Source organism: Cupriavidus sp. HE11 (assembly GCF_056097175.1).
On record NZ_CP184464.1, the window covers coordinates 1,739,874 to 1,762,286 of the forward strand.

The 22,413-nt window shown below is 66.5% G+C and carries 25 protein-coding genes; 11 read left to right on the plus strand and 14 right to left on the minus strand.

Annotated features, from left to right (window positions below):
* Nucleotides 1-53: 53 nt before the first annotated feature.
* The 5 genes from ACOABP_RS08155 to ACOABP_RS08175 all read right to left on the minus strand — a co-directional run bounded on the left by ACOABP_RS08155 (nucleotide 54) and on the right by ACOABP_RS08175 (nucleotide 3,833).
* Nucleotides 54-1,322, minus strand: coding sequence for an NAD(P)/FAD-dependent oxidoreductase (locus tag ACOABP_RS08155; RefSeq protein WP_474227666.1), 1,269 nt, complete (start codon nucleotides 1,320-1,322; stop codon nucleotides 54-56).
* 4 nt (nucleotides 1,323-1,326) lie between these two features.
* The gene (locus tag ACOABP_RS08160; protein WP_474227667.1) at nucleotides 1,327-1,752 is read right to left on the minus strand and encodes a c-type cytochrome; all 426 of its coding nucleotides are present in this window, start codon (nucleotides 1,750-1,752) and stop codon (nucleotides 1,327-1,329) included.
* 19 nt (nucleotides 1,753-1,771) lie between these two features.
* Nucleotides 1,772-2,617, minus strand: coding sequence for a BON domain-containing protein (locus ACOABP_RS08165; protein WP_474227668.1), 846 nt, complete (start codon nucleotides 2,615-2,617; stop codon nucleotides 1,772-1,774).
* A gap of 175 nt (nucleotides 2,618-2,792) precedes the next feature.
* A complete protein-coding gene (locus ACOABP_RS08170) occupies nucleotides 2,793-3,380 on the minus strand; it encodes a phosphoheptose isomerase (RefSeq protein ID WP_474227669.1) in 588 nt (195 codons plus the stop codon).
* 30 nt (nucleotides 3,381-3,410) lie between these two features.
* Nucleotides 3,411-3,833 (minus strand): YraN family protein, encoded by a 423-nt coding sequence (locus ACOABP_RS08175; RefSeq protein ID WP_474227670.1) that lies wholly within the window; start codon nucleotides 3,831-3,833, stop codon nucleotides 3,411-3,413.
* A 15-nt stretch (nucleotides 3,834-3,848) separates the two neighbouring features.
* Between ACOABP_RS08175 and rsmI the strand changes: the two genes are divergently transcribed.
* A complete protein-coding gene (gene rsmI / locus ACOABP_RS08180; RefSeq protein ID WP_474227671.1) occupies nucleotides 3,849-4,769 on the plus strand; it encodes a 16S rRNA (cytidine(1402)-2'-O)-methyltransferase in 921 nt (306 codons plus the stop codon).
* Nucleotides 4,770-4,887: 118 nt separating this feature from the next.
* Here the strand turns inward: rsmI and ACOABP_RS08185 are convergent, their stop codons facing one another.
* Complete coding sequence (locus tag ACOABP_RS08185) at nucleotides 4,888-5,652, minus strand: septal ring lytic transglycosylase RlpA family protein (protein ID WP_474227672.1); 765 nt, start codon at nucleotides 5,650-5,652, stop codon at nucleotides 4,888-4,890.
* A 287-nt stretch (nucleotides 5,653-5,939) separates the two neighbouring features.
* Between ACOABP_RS08185 and ACOABP_RS08190 the strand changes: the two genes are divergently transcribed.
* The 3 genes from ACOABP_RS08190 to ACOABP_RS08200 all read left to right on the plus strand — a co-directional run bounded on the left by ACOABP_RS08190 (nucleotide 5,940) and on the right by ACOABP_RS08200 (nucleotide 7,666).
* Entirely contained in the window at nucleotides 5,940-6,590 is a 651-nt protein-coding gene (locus tag ACOABP_RS08190; RefSeq protein WP_474227673.1) for an MBL fold metallo-hydrolase, read from the plus strand.
* Between the two features lie 3 nt (nucleotides 6,591-6,593).
* A complete protein-coding gene (locus ACOABP_RS08195; RefSeq protein WP_474227674.1) occupies nucleotides 6,594-7,283 on the plus strand; it encodes an exonuclease in 690 nt (229 codons plus the stop codon).
* Nucleotides 7,284-7,435: 152 nt separating this feature from the next.
* On the plus strand, nucleotides 7,436-7,666 hold the full coding sequence (locus ACOABP_RS08200) for a hypothetical protein (protein ID WP_066736699.1): 231 nt from the start codon (nucleotides 7,436-7,438) through the stop codon (nucleotides 7,664-7,666).
* 90 nt (nucleotides 7,667-7,756) lie between these two features.
* Here ACOABP_RS08200 and arsC read toward each other — a convergent pair whose 3' ends face one another.
* Nucleotides 7,757-8,116 carry an arsenate reductase (glutaredoxin) gene (arsC, locus tag ACOABP_RS08205; RefSeq protein ID WP_066736700.1) on the minus strand — a complete coding sequence of 120 codons (360 nt, stop codon included), beginning with the start codon at nucleotides 8,114-8,116 and terminating at the stop codon, nucleotides 7,757-7,759.
* Between the two features lie 189 nt (nucleotides 8,117-8,305).
* Between arsC and ACOABP_RS08210 the strand changes: the two genes are divergently transcribed.
* Nucleotides 8,306-8,893 (plus strand): N-acetyltransferase family protein, encoded by a 588-nt coding sequence (locus tag ACOABP_RS08210; protein WP_474227675.1) that lies wholly within the window; start codon nucleotides 8,306-8,308, stop codon nucleotides 8,891-8,893.
* Here ACOABP_RS08210 and ACOABP_RS08215 read toward each other — a convergent pair.
* Genes ACOABP_RS08215 through ACOABP_RS08225 form a run of 3 tightly spaced genes read right to left on the minus strand, consistent with a single transcriptional unit; the run spans nucleotide 8,890 to nucleotide 10,484 of the window.
* A complete protein-coding gene (locus ACOABP_RS08215) occupies nucleotides 8,890-9,531 on the minus strand; it encodes an FMN-dependent NADH-azoreductase (protein ID WP_474227676.1) in 642 nt (213 codons plus the stop codon). The two genes, ACOABP_RS08210 and ACOABP_RS08215, sit on opposite strands and share 4 nt — an antisense overlap.
* A gap of 21 nt (nucleotides 9,532-9,552) precedes the next feature.
* Entirely contained in the window at nucleotides 9,553-10,026 is a 474-nt protein-coding gene (locus ACOABP_RS08220; protein WP_474227677.1) for a GNAT family N-acetyltransferase, read from the minus strand.
* Nucleotides 10,023-10,484: a carboxymuconolactone decarboxylase family protein gene (locus ACOABP_RS08225; protein ID WP_474227678.1), complete on the minus strand. Its 462-nt coding sequence runs from the start codon at nucleotides 10,482-10,484 to the stop codon at nucleotides 10,023-10,025. The genes ACOABP_RS08220 and ACOABP_RS08225 overlap by 4 nt, the downstream gene beginning before the upstream one ends.
* A gap of 59 nt (nucleotides 10,485-10,543) precedes the next feature.
* On the opposite strand from ACOABP_RS08225, the gene ACOABP_RS08230 reads away from it, so the two are divergent.
* On the plus strand, nucleotides 10,544-11,095 hold the full coding sequence (locus ACOABP_RS08230) for a MarR family winged helix-turn-helix transcriptional regulator (protein ID WP_474227679.1): 552 nt from the start codon (nucleotides 10,544-10,546) through the stop codon (nucleotides 11,093-11,095).
* Nucleotides 11,096-11,207: 112 nt separating this feature from the next.
* On the opposite strand, the gene ACOABP_RS08235 is transcribed toward ACOABP_RS08230, so the two are convergent.
* Together ACOABP_RS08235 and ACOABP_RS08240 are read right to left on the minus strand one after the other, a co-directional pair.
* Nucleotides 11,208-12,476, minus strand: a complete 1,269-nt coding sequence (locus ACOABP_RS08235) for a M20/M25/M40 family metallo-hydrolase (protein WP_474227680.1) — start codon at nucleotides 12,474-12,476, stop codon at nucleotides 11,208-11,210.
* Nucleotides 12,477-12,512: 36 nt separating this feature from the next.
* Nucleotides 12,513-13,769, minus strand: a complete 1,257-nt coding sequence (locus ACOABP_RS08240) for an allantoate amidohydrolase (protein ID WP_474227681.1) — start codon at nucleotides 13,767-13,769, stop codon at nucleotides 12,513-12,515.
* A gap of 404 nt (nucleotides 13,770-14,173) precedes the next feature.
* Here ACOABP_RS08240 and ACOABP_RS08245 point away from each other — a divergent pair, with 404 nt between their 5' ends.
* Together ACOABP_RS08245 and ACOABP_RS08250 are read left to right on the plus strand one after the other, a co-directional pair.
* Complete coding sequence (locus tag ACOABP_RS08245) at nucleotides 14,174-15,574, plus strand: C4-dicarboxylate transporter DctA (RefSeq protein ID WP_474227682.1); 1,401 nt, start codon at nucleotides 14,174-14,176, stop codon at nucleotides 15,572-15,574.
* A 50-nt stretch (nucleotides 15,575-15,624) separates the two neighbouring features.
* Complete coding sequence (locus ACOABP_RS08250; RefSeq protein ID WP_474227683.1) at nucleotides 15,625-16,317, plus strand: GntR family transcriptional regulator; 693 nt, start codon at nucleotides 15,625-15,627, stop codon at nucleotides 16,315-16,317.
* A 280-nt stretch (nucleotides 16,318-16,597) separates the two neighbouring features.
* Here ACOABP_RS08250 and ACOABP_RS08255 read toward each other — a convergent pair whose 3' ends face one another.
* Both ACOABP_RS08255 and ACOABP_RS08260 read right to left on the minus strand, forming a co-directional pair.
* The gene (locus tag ACOABP_RS08255) at nucleotides 16,598-17,545 is read right to left on the minus strand and encodes a LysR family transcriptional regulator (protein WP_474227684.1); all 948 of its coding nucleotides are present in this window, start codon (nucleotides 17,543-17,545) and stop codon (nucleotides 16,598-16,600) included.
* A gap of 132 nt (nucleotides 17,546-17,677) precedes the next feature.
* The gene (locus ACOABP_RS08260; protein WP_066736718.1) at nucleotides 17,678-18,346 is read right to left on the minus strand and encodes a hypothetical protein; all 669 of its coding nucleotides are present in this window, start codon (nucleotides 18,344-18,346) and stop codon (nucleotides 17,678-17,680) included.
* A 284-nt stretch (nucleotides 18,347-18,630) separates the two neighbouring features.
* Here ACOABP_RS08260 and gcl point away from each other — a divergent pair, with 284 nt between their 5' ends.
* The 3 genes from gcl to glxR all read left to right on the plus strand — a co-directional run bounded on the left by gcl (nucleotide 18,631) and on the right by glxR (nucleotide 22,405).
* Nucleotides 18,631-20,415, plus strand: a complete 1,785-nt coding sequence (gcl, locus tag ACOABP_RS08265) for a glyoxylate carboligase (RefSeq protein ID WP_474227685.1) — start codon at nucleotides 18,631-18,633, stop codon at nucleotides 20,413-20,415.
* Between the two features lie 110 nt (nucleotides 20,416-20,525).
* Entirely contained in the window at nucleotides 20,526-21,305 is a 780-nt protein-coding gene (gene hyi / locus ACOABP_RS08270; RefSeq protein WP_474227686.1) for a hydroxypyruvate isomerase, read from the plus strand.
* 176 nt (nucleotides 21,306-21,481) lie between these two features.
* Entirely contained in the window at nucleotides 21,482-22,405 is a 924-nt protein-coding gene (glxR, locus tag ACOABP_RS08275; protein ID WP_474227687.1) for a 2-hydroxy-3-oxopropionate reductase, read from the plus strand.
* The last annotated feature ends 8 nt before the right edge of the window (nucleotides 22,406-22,413 follow it).

The following is a 22,413-nucleotide window of genomic DNA, read 5'->3' on the forward strand; positions in this document are numbered from 1 at the left end:
ATCCTGCGGTTTTTGATCGTGGCGCTGGCGCCACACCGCACGGTAGCCCCGGCCTACCCCAGCATGTCGGCCCAGATGCTGCGGGCCCAGGCCAGGCCGTACTGGCCTTCCAGTGCGCTCGGTGCCGTGGACAGCCCGCCGGACCCCGGCACCGTCAGCATCGTCCGCTCGGCGGGATCGTAGCGATGCACGCTGGCGATGTGGATAGCCTCGGTCGACGACGTGAAGCTGTAGCAGGTATTGGTATAGAGCGGCGACGGATCCGGGGCCCGTCCGGCCAGCAGTTGCAGGATGGCGGCGGCGGCCACCTTGCCGTGCTGGTTTGCCATGGTGCCGGACTTGGGCATCAGTGGCGCAATCTGGACGGCATCGCCAAGCACATGTACGTCCGACGCCACCCGCGACGCCATCGTCAGGAAATCCACCTCGCACCAGCGGCCGTTGGCCGTGGCAAGTCCGGCAGCAACCGCAATGGCGCCGGCCCGTTGCGGCGGCAGCAGGTTCACCACGTCCACGCGCTCGTCGTCCTGCACGTCGAAGCGGATGGTACGGGTGGCCGGGTCGATGCCCACCGTCTCGTGCTGGGGCCGGTACTCGATCATGCCCGCATAGCGGGTCTGCCAGACCTGGCGGAACAGCGCGCCCTTCGACGTGATATCGGGATTGGCATCGAATACCAGCACCTTGCTGCGCGGCTTGTGCTGCTTCAGGTAGTCGGCCACCAGGCAGGCGCGCTCGTACGGCCCAGGCGGGCAGCGGTACGGCGCCAGCGGAATCGTGATGGCAAACGTGCCACCGTCGCGCATGGCGGCCAGCTGCCGGCGCAGGATATCGGTCTGCGGGCCGGCCTTCCACGCATGGACGATCTGATCGCCACCGGGCGCCGACAGCCCGTCGATTGCCCCGGTCTGCATTTCCACGCCCGGCGACAGCACCAGCCGGTCATAGGGCAGCGTCGCGCCGCCGGCCAGCCGCACCGTGCGTTTGCCGAGGTCGATGGCCGAGGCCGAATCGCGCACGTGCTTCACGCCGTGGCGCCTGACCAGCGTGTCGTAGGGCACGGTGATGTCGGCCATCTGGCGGTAGCCGGCCACCACCAGGTTCGACAGCGGGCACGAGACGAAGGCGGCATCGGGCTCCACCAGGGTCACGTCCACGGCGCCTCGGCTCCAGGTGCGCAGGTAGCGCGCGGCGGTGGCGCCGCCGTAGCCGCCGCCGATGACCACGACCTTCGCCGGGGCGGCGGCACGTGCCTGGCGCGCGGTCAGTCCGCCCAGCGCCGTCGCGGCCAGCGCCGCCTTCAGTACGGATCGTCGGTGCATCGGTCTATTTCTGGTCCGCGAACCACGCGGAGATGGCGATGATCTCGGGGTCGCTGTAGCCCTTGGCAATCTGCGGCATCACGGTGCCGGGACGCTTGCCATTCTTGAAGTTGAGCATCAGCTCGACCAGCTCTGCCTGCGGACGGCCAGCCAGCCGGGGCACCTGGCTATCGGCCGGCGGCTTGCCGTCCGGGCCATGGCAGACGGCGCACGATGCCGCCTGGTTGCGCGCCTGCTCGGTGCGCGACCGCTGGACCTCGATCGTCATCTTGCCGGCGTCGGCGGGGCCGGTGGTCATGGGTGCCGAGGGTGCCGATGACGGCGCCGGCGCCACTGCCGGCGTCTGCGCCAGCAGCGGCGCGGCACACAGTCCCGCCGCGATACCGGCCATCCAACGCAGGGAGATCGGGAGTCGCGACAGGGGTGTCATGGCACTTTCCTTAGATAAGTCAGGGGAGATTGCGGCCCGGCGGCAGCGCCACCGGCGACGACACCGGCGCGGCAACGGGGCTGGTCGTGGCACCCGAGGTGCCCATCGATGCCGGCGCATCCGACGTCACCGGCGCGTTCGGCTGGCTGCCCGGTACGGCCTGCACCGGCGCAGGCGTACCCACGGCGTCGCTGCCCGCGTTGCCGTTCTGCGACGAGGCGGCCTGGTCCAGGCGTGCCCGCTCGGCTTCGCTCACGTAGTCGAACACCTTGACCACCTTCTGCACGCCGCTGGCGTTGCGGGCCACGTCGGTGGCCTTGTCGCCTTCTGCATTGGTGACCACGCCAAGCATGTACACCACGCCCTTTTCGGTAGTGATCTTGATCGAGTTGGCCGGCACGCCGTCGGCCGTCACCAGCAGCGTCTTGACCTTGCTGGTCAGGTAGGTGTCGTTGCTGCGGGTCATGAAGTCCGGCGAAGCCGTGATTTCCAGCTCGTTGACCACGTCACGCGTATTCGACAGCCCACGCACGTACTGCTCGATCTGCTGCTTGATCTGGGCATTCGCGGCCTCGCCGGTCAGCAGCACCTTGCGGTTGAACACGGTGGTGCTCACGCGCGCCTGGCTGTCGCTGTAGCGCTGGCTCAGCGTGCTGTCGATCTCCACCTGCAGGCCACGGTCGATGGCCTGCGTGCCGGTCGGACGGCGATCGGTGGCCATCACCACGCCGGTGCCCACGGCGCCGGCCAGTACAGGGAAGCAACCGGCGAGCTGCGTGGCCGACACCAGCAGTGCGGCCACTGTGACGGCCGTACGGGCCAGGCGGGCGGGAGAGGTCTTCTTTTGGGTGGTCACGTTCGTCATGCGGTTCTTGGGTTCTGGGTGGATGCCGTAAGGATGCGTGAAACAGGTTGCGGTTTCAGGTTTTCGCCATGCCTGTGGATAAGGCTGTGGAAGACGTGGCGAATCCTGTGCATAGGTTGTGGGCAGCGTTGTGGATATCCGGGGATAACTTGTTCCGTTCCGGGCCGCCCGGGCTTCATGCTTCGCCCAGCAACGCTTCGTCGATGCCATCGCACAGGCAGTGCAGTGTCAGCAGATGCACTTCCTGGATGCGGGCCGTGCGGTCGCTGGGCGCGCACAGGTGGATATCGAATTCGTCGAGCAGCGTGGCAATCCGGCCGCCGCCCTTGCCGGTCAGCGCCACCACGCCCATGTCGCGCTGGTGGGCCGCCTGGATGGCGGCCACCACGTTGGCCGAATCGCCAGACGTGGACAGTGCCAGCAGGATGTCGCCGGGCTGGCCCAGGGCTTCCACCTGCTTCGAGAACACCACCGAGAAGTCGTAGTCGTTACCGATGGCGGTCAGGATCGAACTGTCGGTGGTCAGGGCGATGGCGGCCAGCCCCGGGCGCTCGCGCTCGAAGCGCCCGATCAGTTCGGCGGCAAAGTGCTGGGCGTCGGCAGCGGACCCGCCGTTGCCGCACACCAGGATCTTGTTGCCGCTGGTCAGCGCCGTCACCATCCGCTCCACGGCGGCGTCGATATGCGGCGCCATCAGCGTGGCGGCCTGCCGCTTGGTGTCGGCACTGTCCAGGAAATGCTGCTCGATACTTTCAATACTCATGGTCTGGTGACATCTGCACTATCCCGCGCATTATGACGCAGCGCCCGCGCCACTGTTCCCGTCGGCCGACGTAAGATCGAACGCGCCTGGCAGCCAGTCGATCCGGCCGGCGTCCATGGCCACCACGTCCATGCGGCATGGCGGCACGTCGTCCAGCGCGGACAGGTAGTGTGCCGCCGCATGCAGCACGCGCCGCTGCTTGGCCGGCGTGATGCTCTGCGCCGCCCCGCCAAACCCGCGGCCGCGGCGCTGCCGGACCTCCACAAACACCAGCGTACCGTCGGCGGCACGCATGATCAGGTCGATCTCGCCGCCTTTGCAGCGATAATTGCGGACGAGCGGCGCAAGCCCCTGCCGCTGAAGATAGGCCAGCGCGCGGTCTTCGGCCAGCGCGCCGCGTTGCGTCGTCGTGCGCACGTTGGCTTGCGTGGTGGATTTGAATGAGTGATTCAACGGAAGTTCTCAAGCATGAGTGACTGGACCCAGCTGGCCGCCGGCCAGACGTACCCTGCCGGCACCCTTTACGTGGTGGCCACGCCCATTGGCAACGTGGCCGACCTGTCGCTGCGCGCGCTGCATGTGCTCGGCCTGGCCGACGCCATCGCCTGCGAGGACACCCGCAACACCGGCCAGCTGCTGTCGCGCGTGGGGCTGCAGCGGCCGCTGGTGGCCGTCCACGAGCACAACGAGCGCGAGGCCGCCGTACGCATCGTCGAACGGCTGTCGGCCGGCGAGCGCATCGCGTATGTATCGGATGCCGGCACGCCCGGCATTTCCGACCCCGGCGCCCGGCTCGTGGAAGCCGTGCGCAAGGCCGGCCTGAACGTGGTGCCCCTGCCGGGGCCCAGCGCGGCCGTGACGGCGCTTTCCGTGGCTGGCGACATGCTCGAAGCCGGCGAAGGCCGCTTCACGTTCGTCGGATTCCTGCCCGGCAAGCCCAAGGCCCGCCAGGACGCCGTCGCCGGCCTGGCGACGCTCGATCACGCATGGGTGTTCTACGAGGCCCCGCACCGCATCGCCGAAACCCTTGCCGCACTGGCAGCCGGCCTGCCTGGCACGCGCCGGCTGCTGATCGGGCGCGAACTGACCAAGCTGTTTGAAGAAACGCCGATGCTGACCGTGGCCGAGGCGCCTGCCTGGCTGGCCGCCGAAGCGACGCGCGGCAAGGGTGAATTCGTACTGGTGGTGGAAGGGGCTGGCCGCGCCGAAGGCGGCGACGCCGATGCGCCCGATGCCGAGGCCCAGCGCGTGCTGAAGCTGTTGCTGGCGGAGCTGCCAGCCAAGCGCGCCGCCAAGCTGGCCGCGGCCATTACCGGCGCCAGGACCGATGCGCTGTACAAGCTGGCGCTGGCGCAGCGCGCGGACGGTGCGGAAGACGGGGACGCCTGAAAGACAAAAAGGCACGATCCGGGAGATCGTGCCTTTTGAGAATTTTCTTACTTGCGAGGGAAGCAGCGGGCGGGAGGACGGGAGCGCGAGAATCGGGTTCCGGCCGGTCCGCATCGCCTTACTTGTGCTTGTGCTTGACGGCAGTCTTGCCGGGCCTGGCCTTGGCCTTCGACTTCGCCGGCACCAGTGTGTTGGCGGTATCGGGCACCTCGTCGGCGCCGCTGCCGTCACCGGCTTCCATGCCACCCGCTTCCAGGTTCGGACCCAGCGCCGCCACCTCGGTGCGCGACAGCCGGCGGATTTCCACTTGCGTGGCGCCGTGGTCGACAAAGCTCAGGCGCTTGGCCGCAGCGTAGGACAGGTCGAGGATCCGGTTGCCGTGGTACGGGCCACGGTCGTTGATACGGACCACGGCCACCTTGTTGTTGCGCAGGTTGCGCACCAGTACCCAGCTGTCGAGCGGCAGCGACGGGTGCGCCGCCGTCATGGCACGCATGTCGAAGCGTTCGCCGTTGGCCGTCTTGCGGCCATGAAAGCCCTTGCCGTACCACGATGCCATGCCGCGCTGCTCGAACGTACCCATGTCAGCGCGCAGGCCGTCGATCGACGGTTGCGACGGGGCGTTCTCGTCCTGCCAGCCGAACAGGTTCCAGTTGCCGCGATCGTCGGTCTTCGCATTGGCGTTGGACCGCGCCGTCTTGGCCGCCTTCGTGGAAAGTGCGCCAGTGGTGTTCGTGGCGTTGTCGGTGTCGCCGCCCGGCGGCGTCGCGCACGCAGCCAGCAGCAGCGCCGATACGATGATCGCGCACTGACGCAGGAAGCGGCTGGACCCGGGCGCTGCTTCGCGCACGGACCCCGGACGAAAAAGGGGCAGACTGGACATGGCGCGAAGTCTAACACCGGTCGTTTCAAGCTAGTGCCTTGATTTTGTTACGAAATCTGTTACAACGCCGTGCAATTCCCCGCAATCCACCGCCTGGCAAGGGATTGCGCCGATTGCCGCGGCGCGAAATCAGAGTGCGCACAACGTAACTTTCAGACGATTTTCGGGCTCGATTCAAACGTTGCACGATCTGTCGGGGTCGCTATCGGCGGCTACAATGGACCACCCTCCGGGCGACCCTGACCCCCACGAAAGCACCCGCCAGAACAGGCTGATAGATCACAAAAATGAAAGTCATTCTGATCCCCGTGACGCCCTTCCAGCAGAACTGTTCGCTGCTGATCGATGAAGCCACGCAGCGCGCCGCCGTCTGCGATCCAGGTGGCGACCTGAGCCGCATCACCGAAGCCATCAACGAACAGGGCGTGACGCTGGAAAAGATCTTCCTGACCCATGGCCACGTGGATCACTGCGCGGGCGCCGCCGCGCTGGCGCGCCAGTACGGCGTGCCGATCGAAGGCCCGCAGGAGGACGAGCGTTTCTGGATCGAACAGCTGCCCGAGCAGACGCGCCGCTTCGGCTTTGGACAGGCGGAAGTCTTCGAGCCCGACCGCTGGCTGCAGAACGACGACACGGTCACCTTCGGCAGCGAAACGCTGGAGGTCTACCACTGCCCGGGCCATACGCCGGGTCACGTGGTGTTCTTCTCCCGCGCAAACCGGCTGGCCATCGTCGGCGACGTGCTGTTCGCCGGATCGATCGGCCGTACCGACTTCCCGCGCGGCAATCATGCCGACCTGGTCCGTTCGATCCGCACGCGGCTCTGGCCGCTGGGGAACGACGTCACCTTTGTTCCCGGGCACGGCCCGGCGTCGACGTTCGGCGAGGAGCGCCGCAACAACCCGTTTGTGGCCGACCACCTGATCGACGCGGCCTGACGCATGGCCAAGAAGCAGCCGCCAGACGCGCGCCCTGAGATCTACGTCAGCACCGACGTCGAGGCCGACGGCCCGATTCCGGGACCGCATTCGATGCTGTCGTTCGCATCCGCCGCCATGCTGGCGGACAAGACCGTCATCAGCACGTTCTCGGCCAACCTGGAGACCCTGCCCGGCGCGGCGGGCCATCCGGTGCAGATGCAGTGGTGGAAGACCCAGCCCGCTGCCTGGGCAGCCTGCCGGCGCGACCTGGAACGCCCCGAGGACGTGCTGCCGCGCTACGTGGAGTGGGTCGAGAAGCTGCCGGGCAAGCCGGTCTTCATCGCCTTTCCGGCAGGGTTCGATTTCACCTGGATGTTCTGGTACATGATGCGATTTGCCGGCCGCTCGCCGTTTGGCTGGGCTGCGCTGGACATCAAGACGCTGGGCTTCGCGCTGACGGGCCGGCCGTACCGGAAGTCGGTCAAGGCCGCCTTTCCGGAACACTGGCACGATCCGTTGCCGCATACCCACGTGGCGCTGGACGATGCCCTGGAGCAAGGCGCCCTGTTCTGCAACATGCTCGCAGAACTGCGCACGCGCGAAGCGCGCCTGGCGGCGCTTGCATCATCGCCTGACGCGTTGCCTGAAGAGGGTCCCAGCGAAAGCGATGCCTCACATCCATCGGGAGGTCCGGGCAAATCGGTGCGCTAGCCCACAAGCACCGGCGGCCATTGGCGGCCGGCAGTGGCGACAAGGGCACCACATTTGCGCGGCGTCTCCTATATTGGAAGCGTGCGATGGCCTGATCGGGCCACGAGAGCGGCCGTCCCCGATGCGCGGCGGCATGCCGAGGAGGTATGACCATGCGTTTCCATCCAGACCTTCATCTCAAGGACCTGTCAGGCAGGCTGCATTGGCCGCATCGCTCCCACGCGCGTACCAACGTCGTTTCGCATTTCCATTCCTCAACGGAAGATGCCGAAGTCGCCAAGGCGCTGATCTATGTGAGCGCGGTCACCGCGATCGTGCTGCTGTTCGTATTGGCAGGCATCAGTTTCGGTCAGGAGGCCATGCACTGGCTGGGTGTTGAATAACGACGACTCGCCTGAAGCGAATCGCCAACTGACCGGCCGGCCTCCCTTGGGGAGGCCGGTTCTATTTTGTGCGCCGCAACAGCGGGCGGCTCACTTCAGCAGTGGCGACACGTTCTCGGGAGGGCGCCCGATCGCGGCGCGGCGGTTGCGCACCACCACCGGACGCTGCAGCAGGATCGGGTTGTCGGCCACCGCCGCCAGCAGTTCGGCGTCGGTCAGGCCCGAATCGGCCAGGTCCAGTTCCTTGTAGACGGCCTCGCCGTCGCGGATCATCTCGCGCACCGGCACGCCCAGCATCGTATGCAACTGGCGCAGCGTGGACAGCGTGGGGGGCGCCTTCAGGTATTCGACGATCTCCACCGGTTCGCCCAGGCGCTGCGCCGCCGTCTCCACCAGTGCCAGCGTTTCGCGGGACTTGGAGCAACGGGGGTTGTGGTAGATCGTGATCATGGCGGCTCCTTCTGCCTGCTTTCGGTGCGTTCGAATATCCCGCACTATACAGCCGTGCCGCGCGCACGCACCACGCTGGCGCGGTAAGGTACGGGATGTGGCGGGCATGCATCGTGCATGGGCATGACCACCCGTCTTTCAGGGCCGCCGGCACCCTGCCGGCGCTGCCCTGCACTATTCAGAGAAACCGTGTCCGCCCTGCCCGAAGCCACTGCCATTCCCGTCCGCAAGCCGTTCAGCCTGCGCGATGCCACGCCCGCCGACGTTCCCGCCATCCACGCCATCTACGCGCACCATGTGCAGCACGGCCGTGCCTCGTTCGAGGAGGTCGCGCCCACGGCCGACGACATGCGGCTGCGTTTTGCCGAGGTCTTGCGCAAGGGCCTGCCCTACATCGTGGCCGAGCGCGATGGCGAGATCCTGGGCTACGCCTATGCGTCCAGCTACCGCGCCCGCAGTGCCTACCGGTTCGCCATCGAGGACTCGATCTATATCGACCATCGCCATACCGGCGAAGGCCTGGGCCGTGCGTTGCTGGCCGAGCTGATCGCGCGCTGCGAGACCGGCCCGTGGCGCCAGATGGTGGCCGTGGTGGCGCTGACATCCAGCGGCGAAGGGGCGGGATCGGTGGCCGTGCATGAACGGCTGGGGTTTCGCACCGTCGGCCGGCTGGAATCGGTGGGCCTCAAGCACGGCCAGTGGATCGACACCGTGCTGATGCAGCGCCCGCTGGGCGCGGGCGACACGACGCTGCCCGACCCCGACGCCCTGCGCTAGTCGCCAGGCAACCCCTGCGCCAGCAGCGCCGGCACGGCCGTGGCGCACCACGACTGCAGCTTGTCGAAGGCGCGCGCCACATGCTCGGGGCCGCGCGACGTGCTTTCCATGCGCAGGATCTCCACGCGCTTCAGCCCGATCGTTTCCAGCACGTAGGTCAGGTACGGGCTGAAGAAGTCGCGCTGGCTCGCGGCGTCGTCCGAGAACCGGCCCCCGCACGACACCACGGCCAGCACCGGGCGGTCGCGCAGCAGGCCCTGCTTGCCTTGCGGCGTACGGGCGAACGTGCGGTCTGACCGGACGACGAGATCGATCCAGGTCTTCAGCGATGCCGGCACCGTGAAGTTGTGCATCGGCGATGTGATCAGCACCAAGTCTGCGGCCTGCAACTCGGCGATCAGCGTTTCCGAGAGCGCCAGCGCGGCCGGATCGGCGTCGGTGCGCCCGGCGGCCACCGCCATGTTGGCGTCGGTAAAGGCGGCGTCGATGGGGGGCAGCGGCTGGGCGGCCAGGTCGCGCTCGATCACGGTCAGTTCGCCATGGAGGGCGGCCAGTTCCGCACGCACGAGCTGACCCGCGCGGCGACTGGTGGAGCCGTCGCCACGCGGGCTGACGTTCAGGTGAAGCAGGGTTGCCATGTTTCGCTCAGGTGAATCGGATCAGTCGATCGGAAAGTAGAAGCGCAGGGCCCGCGCCAGCAGGCCGTTGCGGTAGTAGAAGCGATGCCCCAGCACGTTGGTAAGCGGGGTATCAAGCACAAGCTGGGTACACCCGGCCGCCTCGGTCTCGGCCTTGAGCCAGTCCATCAGCTGCCGGCCGTACCCACCGCTGCGTGCGTTGGCGTCGGTGACCAGATCATCCACATACATATGGTGACCGACGATCAGGTTGTCGGCGAAGCGGTAACCGGCCAGCGCCACCAGCCTGCCGTCGTCCCACAGGCCGGCCAGGTGGTAGCCGTCGCCGGTCTGGCGGCGCCAGCGCGTGACCAGCTCGGCGGCATCGGCCAGGTGGGGGCGCAGCTGGTGCATCAGCGGAAAGGCGTCGGCCACCTCGGCAGCCGTTTCCAGGCGGCGGATCCGGATTTGCCCGGCGATTTCCCCGGGGACTTGTCCGGCGACGGTCGCGCTCATGCCTGGCTCCGACTGGCTTCGGCCGGCGGCGGCGGAAAGTGCAGCCCGACAGCGATACGATTCCAGGCATTGATCGAGGCAATGGTCGCGGCCAGGAACACCAGTTCCTTCTCGTCGAACACGGCCTGCGCCCGGGCCAGCGCGCCATCGCGGGCCGACGGATCGGTCAGCTGTGTCAGGGCTTCGGCCCAGCCCAGCGCGGCCATTTCCCGTTCGGCATAGATCCCGGCGTCGCGCCAGCCGGCCAGCAGGTCGAACTTGCGCGGGTCGATGTCCAGCTTGCGCGCGATGTTCAGATGGAACTGCAGGCAAAAGGCACAGCCGTTGATCTGCGAGACGCGCAGCTTGACCAGTTCGGTCAGCGCCTTGTCCATGCCGGACGCGGTCACCGCCTTGCTGACGCCACCCAGCGACGCGTACACATCGGGCGCGGTCTGCGTGAAAGCCTGGAAATCCATGTCGAACTCCTTCGGGTAAGATGTCAGAGTTCGAAGATTAATGTAAGAGCTCTGATATCATGGCAAAGACCCTGCCGGGCAAAGGGAAAAACGACGGCAAGAACGCGGGGAAGAACCCGGCGAAACCGGACAGCAAGGCGGCCGACACCGTGGCGATTCCGGCACCGGGCGAAGGCAAGCGTGGCGAAAGCGGTTACCTGGCCTACCTGCTGCGGCAGGCCAGCGCGGCCAACCGGTTGCATATGGAGCGCGCGCTGGCCGATCTGGGCGTCACCCTGCCCCAGTTCTTTGTGCTGACCATGCTCGGGGCTTATCCCGGCATCTCCGGCGCCGATGTCGCGCGGCTGGCGCTGCTGACGCCGCAGACCGTCAGCGTCATCATGGGCAACCTGGAGAAGATGGGTGCAATCGTGCGCCAGCCGCATCCGGTGCATGGGCGTATCCAGACCATCGCGCTGTCCGAGACCGGCAAGGCGCTGCTGGCGCAGTGCAAGGTACGCGCGGGCGAGGTCGACCGGCAGTTGCGTGCGGGGCTGACATCCGACGAGGAAGCCGTGGTGCGGCGCTGGCTGGTGAGCCTGGCCGTGCCCGGAGAAAATCTGGCCGAATAGCCACGCGCGACTCGCGCCTCCGATGAAAAAAGGCCCGCCGGCAAACGCCAGCGGGCCATCATCACAACAAGGGGGTGCTACAGGGTTCTGCGGGGTTGCCGAAGCCGATGGCTCAGCCCATCAGGTCGGACAGCGCCAGGGCCACCACCTTGGTGGCGCGGTTCAGGTCGTTCAGGCGCAGGTTCTCGTCGGAGTTGTGGCCGCGGGCTTCCATCAGCGTGCGCGGGCCGGCGCCGTACAGCACGGTGGGGATGCCACGGCTCGTGTAGTGGCGCGCATCCGTGTAGAGCGGCACACCCTGCACCGGGATCTCCACGCCGAACACCGATTCGGCGCGCGTCTTCAGTGCACCGATCAGCTTGTCCACGCCCGGCAGTTCCGACAGCGGCTCGGCCAGGATGATGCGCTCGACCTTGACCTCGATACCCGGACGGTCCTTGGCGGCCTTTTCCACCACGGCGCGCAGCTCGCCTTCGGCGTCGAAGCCGATCTCTTCCGGAATCATGCGGCGGTCCACGCGGAACGTGACCAGGTCAGGCACCACGTTGGTGTTGATGCCACCCTTGATCAGGCCGACATTCAGCGTGGCGGTGTCGATGCCCGGCACCTTGCTCTTGCGCGTCGCCAGCTCGGCGCGCAGGCCGTACACCGCGTGCAGGATATGCGTGGCGGCTTCGATGGCGTCGACGCCGGTGTGCGGCATGGCGGCGTGGCCCTGCTTGCCCTTGACGGTCACTTCCACATGCAGGCAGCCGTTATGCGCCGACGTGATGCCGTACGAGAAGCCGGCCGAGATCGCGTAGTCGGGCTTGGTCAAGCCTTCGTCGAGCAGGAACTTCGGGCCGATGTCGCCGCCGGTTTCCTCGTCGTACGTGAATTGCAGTTCCACGGTGCCGTTGATCTTCGCGCCCTGCTTCTCGGCTTCCTGCAGCGCCAGCACGGCGTAGGCGTAGGTGGCGAAGTCCGACTTCGACACCGCCACGCCGCGGCCGTACATGACCGGGCCGTGCTCGCTGTCGGCGATCTCGCCGCCGTACGGGTCCTTGGTCCAGCCCAGGCCCGGAGGCACCACGTCGCCGTGCGCGTTCATGGCGATGGTGGGGCCGCCGCTGCCGAACGTCTTGCGCACCAGCAGGTTCGTGGCGCTGATCATGCCGGCCGCCTTGACCAGTTCGTCAGGCACCGAGTGCGCCTCCACCTTGAAGCCCAGCCCTTCCAGCAGTTCCTTGGCGCGCTTGCCGTGGGCCTCGCAGTCGCCGGCGGGGTTGTCCGAGGGCACCTTGACCAGTTCGGCCAGGAACGCTTCCTGCTGCGGGCGGTGCTGGTCGATGTACTGGGTCAGCGTGGATTCGATGGGATTCATGTTGTCTCGTGCGGTCATCTCTGTATCTCGGAGTTTTCTGGTTGCCGGGTGGGCTTATTGAGGACGGTGGAAGTGTTCGACGAAGTCCGCGAACACGCGCGCCGCGGTCTGGGCGTCTTCGGCCGTCATGGTCTCGGTGGGATGGTGGCTGATGCCGCCGTTGCCGCAGCGAACGAACAGCATGGCCACATCGGCGATGGCGGCGATGGCCATGGCGTCATGGCCGGCACCGGAGGGCAGGTGACGCACGGGTACGTCCTGGCGCTCCACGGCGGCGGCCCATTGCGACTGCAGCCACGGCGCGCACGGCACGCTGGCCGCCTCGTGCGTCTTGCGGATCTGCACGCGCACGTTGCGGCGCGCGCAGACACGTTCGATTTCGGCCAGCACGTCGTTGACGGCAGCCTCGCGCTCGGCGTCGATGCCGGCACGGATATCAATGGAGAACGTCGCGCGGCCCGGCACCACGTTGGTGGCGCCATTGGGCACGTTGAACTGGCCCACCGTGCCGACCAGGCCCGGCTTGCCGCCGCAGCGCTTCTCGATGAACAGGCCAATCTCGGCGCCGGCCATCGCGGCGTCGCGGCGCATGTCCATCGGCACCGTGCCGGCGTGGCCGGCCAGGCCTTCGAGTTCGACGATAAAGCGCGTGGCACCCGAGATCGCGGTGACCACGCCCACGGGCAGGCCTTCGTTCAGCAGCACCGGGCCCTGCTCGATATGCACCTCGATAAAGGCCAGCACCTTGCTGCGATCGTGTTTGGCGGCCGGCAGCTGGGCGGCGTCGAAGCCGGCGGCGCGCATGACTTCGCGCATGGTCTTGCCGGAATCATCGACGTTGTCAAGCACGTTGTTGTCGAACGTGCCGGCGATGGCACGGCTGCCCAGCAGCGTGGCCTTGAAGCGCACGCCCTCTTCCTCGGCAAACCCGACCACTTCCAGCGCAAACGGAAAGCGCTTGCCCTGGCGATTCCACTCGGCCACGCAGGCAATCGGCAGGATCACGCCCAGGTTGCCGTCGAAGCGGCCGGCGTCGCGCACGGTGTCGAAGTGCGAACCGGTCAGCAATGCAGGGGCATTGGGTTCGGTGCCTTCGTAGCGGCCGATCACGTTGCCAGCGGCATCGCGGCGCACGGTCATGCCGGCCGCCTGCATCCACTCGGTCAACTGCGCGGCCGCGCCGTGGTGGGCGTCGGTCAGGTACGTGCGCGTGAGCAGCCCGGGCTGGTCGGTATGAACGGCCAGGCTGTCGGCCCAGGCCATGATGCGGGTGCCGGTGTCAGCGGACAACGGCGTAGGGGTTGCTGCCATGTGCGTGTCTCTCCTGCTGGTGGTGCCTGAGCCGGTCCGGGGATGCCTGGCAAACCTGCCAGTCCGGGCGGGCGCCCGGGGCCGTGCTCTCTATTCTGTGCGATTCATAGTAGCACAGTGAATTCAAAAATTGCATACAAAAATGATATGCACTATATTGGCCTCCACGCACCGACAATCCGCCGCGGACAATCCGGTCCGGACAAGTGGATTGCGTGGATTCCGCCTCAACAGGGGGGCTTTCCGCGTGGGGCAAGGCAGGCGGGCAGTTTGGCCGCCGGTCTTTCCGGAAGGTGCATCCAGCCCGGCGTCGGCAGGCATGTGACGGCGGGCACCCCTGAACCAGATCAGGGCAGGCCGATGGCAACCGATGCGCCACGGACCCGCCCGGCACGGAGACAACAATGCAGCATGCCGTACCCACGCAGCGCGCCGCTGGCCGCCTGCACACGCGCTTCACCCGTTCGTTGTTTGGCCAGGTACTGATTGCCTTGGCGCTCGGCACCCTTCTGGGGCTCGCCTTTCCCGAATTCGCAGCCAAGCTCAAGCCGCTGGGCGACGGTTTCATCAAGCTGATCAAGATGCTGATTGGGCCGGTGGTGTTCTGCGTGGTGGTGGCAGGCATCTGCGGCGCCGGCGAACTCAAGAAGGTGGGCCGCGTGGGCATCAAGGCGGTGGTCTACTTCGAAGTCGTGACGACCATCGCGCTGGCGCTGGGCATCGTGCTGGCCTATGTGTTCCAGCCGGGCACGGGCATGAACGTGAATCCGCGCAGCCTTGATATCTCGGCCATGGCGGCGTACATCGAGTCGGCCGACAAGGTGAAGAGCGCCGGCATGGTGGACTTCCTGATGAAGCTGATCCCGAACACGATCATGGGCGCGTTCACCAGCGGCGACGTGCTGCAGGTGCTGGTTGTATCGGTGCTGTTCGGCTGCGCGCTGTCGGTGGTGGGCGAACCGGGCAAGCCGCTGGTGCGGATGATCGACAACTTCTCGGCCACGCTGTTCAAGATGATGGGCTTCATCATCAAGCTGGCGCCGCTGGGGGTGCTGGGCGCCGTGGCGTTCACCGTGGGCAAGTACGGCATCGGGTCGCTCAAGCAGCTGGGCTTCCTGGTGATCCTGTTCTACGGCGCCGTGGCGATCTTCGTGCTGGGCGTGCTGGGGCTGATCCTGCGCCTGTGCGGCTTCTCGGTGCTGAAGCTGATCCGCTACCTGCGCGCCGAACTGCTGGTGGTGCTGGGCACGGCGTCGTCGGACAGCGTGCTGCCGCAGGTCATGAAGAAGCTCGAATACATGGGCATCAAGAAGTCGGTGGTGGGCCTGGTGATACCCACCGGCTACTCGTTCAACCTTGACGCGTTCTCGATCTACCTGACGCTGGCGGCCGTGTTTATCGCGCAGGCGACCAATACGCCGCTGGCGCTGGGCGACCTGCTCGGCATCCTGGCCGTGGCGCTGGTCACGTCGAAGGGGGCGCACGGCATTCCGGGCTCGGCAATCGTGATCCTGGCGGCCACGCTGTCGGCCCACCCGGCCATTCCCGCCATCGGCCTGGTGCTGGTGCTGTCGGTGGACTGGTTCATTGGCATCGCCCGCGCCGTTGGCAACCTGATCGGCAATTGCGTGGCTACCGTCGTGGTGGCGGCCTGGGAGCACGATATCGACCGCGAACGTGCCCACGGCGTGCTCAACGGCACCATCCCGGTTGGCGAACTGGACGAAGGCCTGTCGGCCGTGGTGGATGGCGTCCGGGAAGTCCCGGTGCCAGCGCCGCTGCCCGGGGTGGCCTCGGGGCGCTAGAATCACGCCATCCCAGTCAACGCGCAGGTCCGGCAAGAGACGCGCACACCATGCCCGAGCATATCGATCCAGACATGACCGCCGAGGCGATTGCCGACGATATCGTCGCGGCCATCGTCTCCCACCGGCTGCCGCCAGGTACCAAGCTGCGCGAGGAAGCGCTGGCCAGCGTCTACCGCGTCAGCCGTACCAAGGTGCGGGCGGCGCTGCTGATGCTGTCCAAGGACAAGGTCATCCAGATCGTGCCGGACAAGGGCGCGTTCGTCGCCAAGCCCAGCGCCGAAGAAGCGCGCGAGGTCTTTGCCGTGCGGCGCATCCTGGAAGCCGCGTTGGCGCGCGAGTTCGTGGCCCGCGCCACGCCAGCCGACTACAAGCGCATCGAGAAGCATCTGGTGGCCGAGCGCAAGTCGCTGGCCGGCAACGATGCGCAGACGCGGACGCGCTTGCTGGGCGACTTCCATATCGTGCTGGCCGAAGTGGCGGGCAACAATGTGCTGACCGAAATCATGCGTGAGCTGTCGATGCGCAGCGCGGTCATCACCATGCTGTACCAAAGCCGGCGCGATGCCACGTGTTCGTCGGACGAACACCGTGCGTTCATCGATGCCGCCAAGGCGGGCGACGCCGAGCGCGCCGTGGCGCTGATGGTGGAACACCTGAATCACGTCGAAAGCGCGCTGCATTTCGAGGAAGCACCGGCCGCTGCGCGCAGCAAGGATCTGGTTGCCGCGTTGCTGGCCTGAGACAGTCCCGCCGCAGTGCAATCGGATTGATCGCCATCAAGGACGAGGACGGGGTGGGAGGCGCATGATTCCTCTCGCCATGAAGTTGCGGGGGCGCACTTCATGAGCTCTCCCCGTCCTTCGCAAGAAGGGCTGCCCGCAGACCGCAATGGCTGCGGGCTTTTTCTTTTGGGGCTCCCGTTTCCGGCCACCGGTTGTTTCGGTGCCGTCCGCCTGATTTCCTGCCCTACCCCTCTCCTTTTCCCTTTCCCGTTCCTTTTCCCTGTAGCTGTCCCTGCCCTCAGGCCGACTGCCGCAGCGCGGCGTCTGTCCAGCTGCTGCCGCGCTCGGTCCAGTAGCCCGGCTTGGCGAACGCCTGCTTCAGGTGTTCGATAAAGAAGCGGATCTTGGCCGGCACGGGCCGCTGCTGCGGGTACACGGCCAGGATGTCGTAGTCGGGCAGCGCGAATTCATCGAGCACGGTGATCAGTTCGCCGCTTTCCAGTTGAGGCAGGATTTCCCACGTCGACCGCCATCCCAGCCCCAGGCTCTCGCCGGTCCAGCGGTGCAGCAGTTCGCCGTCGTTGCAGTCGAGATTGCCGCTGACCCGCACCGTCACGGTCTTGCCGTTCTGCTGGAAGTACCAGCCGCGCTGCTGGCCGCCCTGCAGGTTGAACGCCAGGCAGTTGTGCTTTTCCAGGTCTTCCAGCGTATGCGGGACGCCGTGTTTGGCGAAGTAGGCGGGGGTGCCGCACACCACGCGCTTGTTGGTGGCGAGCTTGATCGCCACGAAATTCGGGTCGATGGCGCCGCCGATGCGGATGCCCAGGTCATAGCCCTCGCGCACCAGGTCCACCACGCGGTCGGTCAGGTTGAATGAGATCTGGACTTCGGGATTGGCCGCCAGGAAAGCCGGCGCGTGCGGCGCCACGTGCTTGCGGCCAAAGGCGGCCGGCGCCGAGACGATCAGGTGCCCGGTGGCCTTGTGCTTGCCTTCGGCGATCAGCATCTCGGCGCGGTCAAGGTCGGCCAGCGCCTTCTTGCACTGCTCCATGAACGCCGCGCCCTGCTCCGTCACCACGATGCGACGGGTGGACCGGTGCAGCAGCTTGACGCCGATGCGCGCTTCCAGCGCGTTGATGCGCCGGCCAATCATGACCGGCGTCACGTTCTGCGTCAGCGCCGCGGCGGCCATGCTGCCGTGTTCCACCACGGCGATGAATGCTTCGATTTGTTTGAGTTTGTCCATAACGCCATTTGTCTCCTGCCGTCACATTGTGAGGCATTGACGCCATGGTGCGCATCCCCGCACGGCGATGCCGTGCATCCGTCTCACGCTATGGATGACGCCGGAGGTGGCGCCGGACAAACGCGGCCCGGCCTAGCGGCCAAGCTTTTCGCTGATCTCGGCGGCCTCGCCCAGCACGTGGGCCAGACGCCGCAGGGGCGCGCTGCATTGCAGTTGGGCGAATAGCGCCAGCGCGCCGCCGCCGACCAGCACCACGCCATAGAGCGCCACCAGCGTCGGCCCATGGCCGGGGGCCATCACCGCCAGGCCATCGGCCAGCACCACGGCGGCCGGGGCCAGTGCCAGGACCAGCGCCACCGTGCGCGCGCCCCCTTCCCACAGCCGCGCCTGGAGCAGGACGCGGCGTTCGCGCGCGCGCAGCTGCAGCGCCGGAATCCGGCCCAGGCGCAGCAGCAACGCATTCTCGACCGCGCTCTGGGCATCGACTCGGCGGGTCAGCCAGCGCATCGGATGACGCAGTGCATCACGGCCGGCCAGCAGCCGCGCCAGCCATGCGCCGGCATAGAACACGCCGCTAACGGCCAGCAGCACGTGAAACGCCTGCGGCAGCCAGGCCGGCGGTGTCTGCGCCAGCACCTGATGCCACCAGACCAGCGCCCCGCCCGCCACCAGCGTCGGTACCAGCGCCAGGACAAAGCCGGCCCACAACACCATTGCCAGCCGGCCGTCCGGCGATTTTTCGGCCGGCGCGGTCTGCAACGCTTCCATCAGTTCGTAGGTGGTCGGCAGCCGTGTGTACATGGCGGGACAAGGCAATTCCAAACCCGCTATTTTGACCCGGGCGCCGTTGCCCCCGATAGGGGAAAACCGTAGCAAATTGCCCCAACCCCACGTATCGGGGGAGTGGCTTGCCGTACCCTCCATATGTATCTCCAGATGCACATTGGCGCGGCATTTGCTGCGGCATTCCTTACGGCAGGTATCGAATCAACTGATCGCCCTTCTGTTTATCCCCACCCGCTGCGGGCATAGGATCAACGCCAGAACGAATCCCACCCATTCATTTAAGCGTTTTGGAGAGAGACATGCCGAAGATGAGAGCAGTCGACGCGGCCATCGCCGTACTGGAAAAGGAAGGCATCACCACCGCGTTCGGCGTGCCTGGCGCCGCCATCAACCCGTTCTACTCGGCCATGCGCAAGGCCGGTTCGATCCGCCACCTGCTGGCCCGCCACGTGGAAGGCGCCTCGCACATGGCCGAGGGCTATACCCGTGCAGAACCGGGCAATATCGGCGTCTGCGTCGGTACCTCGGGCCCCGCCGGCACCGACATGATCACGGGCCTGTACTCGGCCTGGGCCGACTCGATTCCCATCCTCTGCATCACGGGCCAGGCGCCGCGCGCCCGCCTGTACAAGGAGGATTTCCAGGCCGTCGATATCGAATCGATTGCCAAGCCCGTCACCAAGTGGGCCGTGACCGTGCGCGAGCCGGCGCTGGTGCCGCAGGTGTTCCAGCAGGCGTTCCACCTGATGCGCTCGGGTCGCCCGGGTCCGGTACTGATCGACCTGCCGTTCGACGTGCAGGTGGCCGAGATCGAATTCGATCCGGAAACGTACCAGCCGCTGCAGCCGTACAAGCCGGCCGCCAGCCGCGCGCAGATCGAGAAGGCCATCAGCATGCTGAACCAGGCCGAGCGCCCGCTGATCGTCTGCGGTGGCGGCGTGATCAACGCCAACGCCAACGAACTGCTGGTCGAGTTTGCCGAACTGGTCAACGTGCCGGTCGTGCCGACGCTGATGGGCTGGGGCGTGCTGGCCGATGACCACCCGCTGCAGGCCGGCATGGTGGGCCTGCAGACGTCGCACCGCTACGGCAACGCCACGCTGCTGGCTTCGGACTTCGTGATGGGCATCGGCAACCGCTGGGCCAACCGCCACACCGGCAGCGTCGACGTCTACACCAAGGGCCGCAAGTTCGTGCACGTGGACATCGAGCCCACGCAGATCGGCCGCGTGTTCGGCCCGGACCTGGGCATCGTCTCGGACGCCAAGGCCGCGCTGGAACTGTTCGTGGAAGTGGCCCGCGAAATGAAGATGGCCGGCCGCCTGCCGTGCCGCAAGGCCTGGGTGGCCGACGTGCAGAAGCGCCGCCGCACCATGAAGCGCAAGAGCGACTTCGACAACGTGCCGGTCAAGCCGCAGCGCGTGTACCGCGAGATGAACCAGTACTTCCCGCGCGACGTGCGCTACGTGACGACGATCGGCCTGTCGCAGATCGCCGCCGCGCAGTTCCTGTCGGTGAACCAGCCGCGCCACTGGATCAACTGCGGCCAGGCCGGCCCGCTGGGCTGGACGATTCCCGCCGCCATCGGCGTGAAGACCGCCTCGCCGGACTCGGACATCGTTGCCATCTCGGGTGACTACGACTTCCAGTTCATGATCGAGGAACTGGCCGTGGCCGCGCAGTTCAAGGTGCCGTACATCCACGTGGTGGTGAACAACTCGTACCTGGGCCTGATCCGCCAGGCACAGCGCAACTTCGAGATGGACTACTGCGTGCAGCTGGCCTTCGACAACGTCAACGCGCCGGAACTGGAAGGCTATGGCGTGGACCACGTGAAGGTCGTGGAAGGCCTGGGCTGCAAGGCGATCCGCGTGTTCAAGCCGGAAGACATCGCCCCGGCCTTTGCCGAAGCGCGCGACCTGATGGCCGAGTTCTCGGTGCCGGTCGTCGTGGAGGTGATCCTGGAACGCGTGACCAATATCGCGATGGGCACCGAGATCGACAACATCAACGAGTTCGAGCCGATCGAAGACCTGGAAGACGCCGAAGAAGCGATCCTGGCCGAAGAGGCCACCACCGCGTAAGTCTGCGGCGCAAGGCCGCAATCACAAGCCGTTTCCGCAGTACGCCCTCCGCCCCGCTCCACCGGGGCGGCTGGGCCACCGTTTTTCCCAACACCGAGAGAGACATCACAATGCCAAAGCTCGCAGCCAACCTGACGATGCTGTTCAACGAAGTGGGTTTCCTGGACCGCTTCGAGGCCGCCGCCCGCGCCGGGTTCCGTGGCGTGGAGTTCCTGTTCCCGTACGCCTTTCACGCCGACCAGATCGCCGACCGCCTGAGCCGCTTCCAGCTGGACCTGGTGCTGCACAACCTGCCGGCCGGCAAGTGGGAAGCCGGCGAGCGCGGCATTGCCTGCCACCCGGATCGCGTGGGTGAATTCCAGGACGGCGTGGGCGAGGCCATCAAGTACGCGAAGGTGCTGGGTGTCCGGCAACTGAACTGCCTGGTGGGCATCCTGCCGCAGAACGTCAAGCGCGAGCAGGCCAACGAGACGCTGGTCGAGAACCTGCGCTTTGCCGCCAACGCGCTGGCAAAGGAACACATCGACCTGCTGGTCGAGCCGATCAACACGTTCGACATTCCCGGCTTCTTCCTGTCGCGCACGCAGCAGGCCGTCGACCTGATCGGCCAGGTCAACGCGCCCAATCTCTACGTGCAGTACGACATCTATCACATGCAGCGCATGGAGGGCGAGATCGCCAACACGATCCGCGCCAACCTGCCGAAGATCAAGCATGTGCAGTTGGCCGACAACCCCGGCCGCAACGAACCGGGCACCGGCGAACTGAACTACCAGTACCTGTTCCGCTTCCTTGACGAGATCGGCTATCAGGGCTGGATCGGCTGCGAATACAAGCCGAAGACCACGACCGAAGCCGGCCTGGGCTGGCGCGCCGCACACGGCATTTGAAGTACCGCTGAATTGCTCCCCTCTCCCGCCAGGCGGGAGAGGGGTTGGGGGAGAGGGCAACAAGGCCCTGCTTGCCGATAGTGGCAATTTGAACGGCTGGCCCTCTCCCCCGCCCCTCTCACATTCATGGGAGAGGGGAGAAAACAATCTCAATCTGATCCTCTGGAGACATCAACATGGCAAACCAACGCAACGTCGGCTTTATCGGCCTGGGCATCATGGGCGCCCCGATGGCAGGTCACCTGCGCGCCGCCGGCCACACGCTGTTCGTGCATGACGTGAACCCGGCCCCGCAGGCCCTGGTCGACGCAGGCGTCACCGTCTGCACCAGCGCCGAAGAAGTGGCAAAGCGCGCCGACATCGTGATCGTCATGGTGCCGGACACCCCGCACGTGGAAGCCGTGCTGTTCGCCGAAAAGGGCATTGCCGCCGCCTACAAGGCCGCCGGCAAGGAAGCCACCTACGGCAAGATCGTGGTCGACATGAGCTCGATCTCGCCCATCGCCACCAAGGACTTTGCCGCGCGCATCAACAAGCTGGGCGCGTCGTACCTGGACGCCCCGGTGTCGGGCGGCGAAGTGGGTGCCAAGGCCGCGTCGCTGACGATCATGGTGGGCGGCCCGTCGGAAGCGTTCGACGAAGTGAAGCCGCTGTTCGACCTGATGGGCAAGAACATCACGCTGGTGGGCGGCAACGGCGACGGCCAGACCACCAAGGTGGCCAACCAGATCATCGTGGCGCTGAACATCCAGGCCGTGTCCGAAGCGCTGCTGTTCGCCTCGAAGGCTGGCGCCGATCCGGCCAAGGTGCGCCAGGCCCTGATGGGCGGCTTCGCGGCATCGCGGATTCTTGAAGTGCATGGCGAGCGCATGGTCAAGCGCACGTTCGATCCGGGCTTCCGCATCGAACTGCACCAGAAGGACCTGAACCTGGCACTGCAGGGCGCGAAGGCGCTGGGCGTGTCGCTGCCGAACACGTCGGCCGCGCAGGAACTGTTCAACGCATGCGCCGCCAACGGCTTCGGCAAGCTCGACCACTCGGCGCTGTGCCGCGCGATCGAGATCATGTCGAATCACGAAATCGCCAAGGCCGCGAAGTAATTGCTAGT

Excerpts from the sequence above, each read along its gene's own strand:
- ACOABP_RS08230 (WP_474227679.1), top strand. The coding sequence starts at position 10,544 with ATGGCAAAGACCCTGCCGGGCAAAGGGAAAAACGACGGCAAGAACGCG.
- ACOABP_RS08185 (WP_474227672.1), bottom strand. The coding sequence starts at position 5,652 with ATGTCCAGTCTGCCCCTTTTTCGTCCGGGGTCCGTGCGCGAAGCAGCG.
- rsmI (WP_474227671.1), top strand. The coding sequence starts at position 3,849 with ATGAGTGACTGGACCCAGCTGGCCGCCGGCCAGACGTACCCTGCCGGC.
- ACOABP_RS08215 (WP_474227676.1), bottom strand. The coding sequence starts at position 9,531 with ATGGCAACCCTGCTTCACCTGAACGTCAGCCCGCGTGGCGACGGCTCC.
- ACOABP_RS08240 (WP_474227681.1), bottom strand. The coding sequence starts at position 13,769 with ATGGCAGCAACCCCTACGCCGTTGTCCGCTGACACCGGCACCCGCATC.
- ACOABP_RS08200 (WP_066736699.1), top strand. The coding sequence starts at position 7,436 with ATGCGTTTCCATCCAGACCTTCATCTCAAGGACCTGTCAGGCAGGCTG.
- ACOABP_RS08235 (WP_474227680.1), bottom strand. The coding sequence starts at position 12,476 with ATGACCGCACGAGACAACATGAATCCCATCGAATCCACGCTGACCCAG.
- ACOABP_RS08195 (WP_474227674.1), top strand. The coding sequence starts at position 6,594 with ATGGCCAAGAAGCAGCCGCCAGACGCGCGCCCTGAGATCTACGTCAGC.
- ACOABP_RS08250 (WP_474227683.1), top strand. The coding sequence starts at position 15,625 with ATGCCCGAGCATATCGATCCAGACATGACCGCCGAGGCGATTGCCGAC.
- ACOABP_RS08190 (WP_474227673.1), top strand. The coding sequence starts at position 5,940 with ATGAAAGTCATTCTGATCCCCGTGACGCCCTTCCAGCAGAACTGTTCG.
- gcl (WP_474227685.1), top strand. The coding sequence starts at position 18,631 with ATGCCGAAGATGAGAGCAGTCGACGCGGCCATCGCCGTACTGGAAAAG.
- ACOABP_RS08155 (WP_474227666.1), bottom strand. The coding sequence starts at position 1,322 with ATGCACCGACGATCCGTACTGAAGGCGGCGCTGGCCGCGACGGCGCTG.
- arsC (WP_066736700.1), bottom strand. The coding sequence starts at position 8,116 with ATGATCACGATCTACCACAACCCCCGTTGCTCCAAGTCCCGCGAAACG.
- ACOABP_RS08225 (WP_474227678.1), bottom strand. The coding sequence starts at position 10,484 with ATGGATTTCCAGGCTTTCACGCAGACCGCGCCCGATGTGTACGCGTCG.
- glxR (WP_474227687.1), top strand. The coding sequence starts at position 21,482 with ATGGCAAACCAACGCAACGTCGGCTTTATCGGCCTGGGCATCATGGGC.
- ACOABP_RS08165 (WP_474227668.1), bottom strand. The coding sequence starts at position 2,617 with ATGACGAACGTGACCACCCAAAAGAAGACCTCTCCCGCCCGCCTGGCC.
- hyi (WP_474227686.1), top strand. The coding sequence starts at position 20,526 with ATGCCAAAGCTCGCAGCCAACCTGACGATGCTGTTCAACGAAGTGGGT.
- ACOABP_RS08255 (WP_474227684.1), bottom strand. The coding sequence starts at position 17,545 with ATGGACAAACTCAAACAAATCGAAGCATTCATCGCCGTGGTGGAACAC.
- ACOABP_RS08245 (WP_474227682.1), top strand. The coding sequence starts at position 14,174 with ATGCAGCATGCCGTACCCACGCAGCGCGCCGCTGGCCGCCTGCACACG.
- ACOABP_RS08170 (WP_474227669.1), bottom strand. The coding sequence starts at position 3,380 with ATGAGTATTGAAAGTATCGAGCAGCATTTCCTGGACAGTGCCGACACC.
- ACOABP_RS08220 (WP_474227677.1), bottom strand. The coding sequence starts at position 10,026 with ATGAGCGCGACCGTCGCCGGACAAGTCCCCGGGGAAATCGCCGGGCAA.
- ACOABP_RS08160 (WP_474227667.1), bottom strand. The coding sequence starts at position 1,752 with ATGACACCCCTGTCGCGACTCCCGATCTCCCTGCGTTGGATGGCCGGT.
- ACOABP_RS08260 (WP_066736718.1), bottom strand. The coding sequence starts at position 18,346 with ATGTACACACGGCTGCCGACCACCTACGAACTGATGGAAGCGTTGCAG.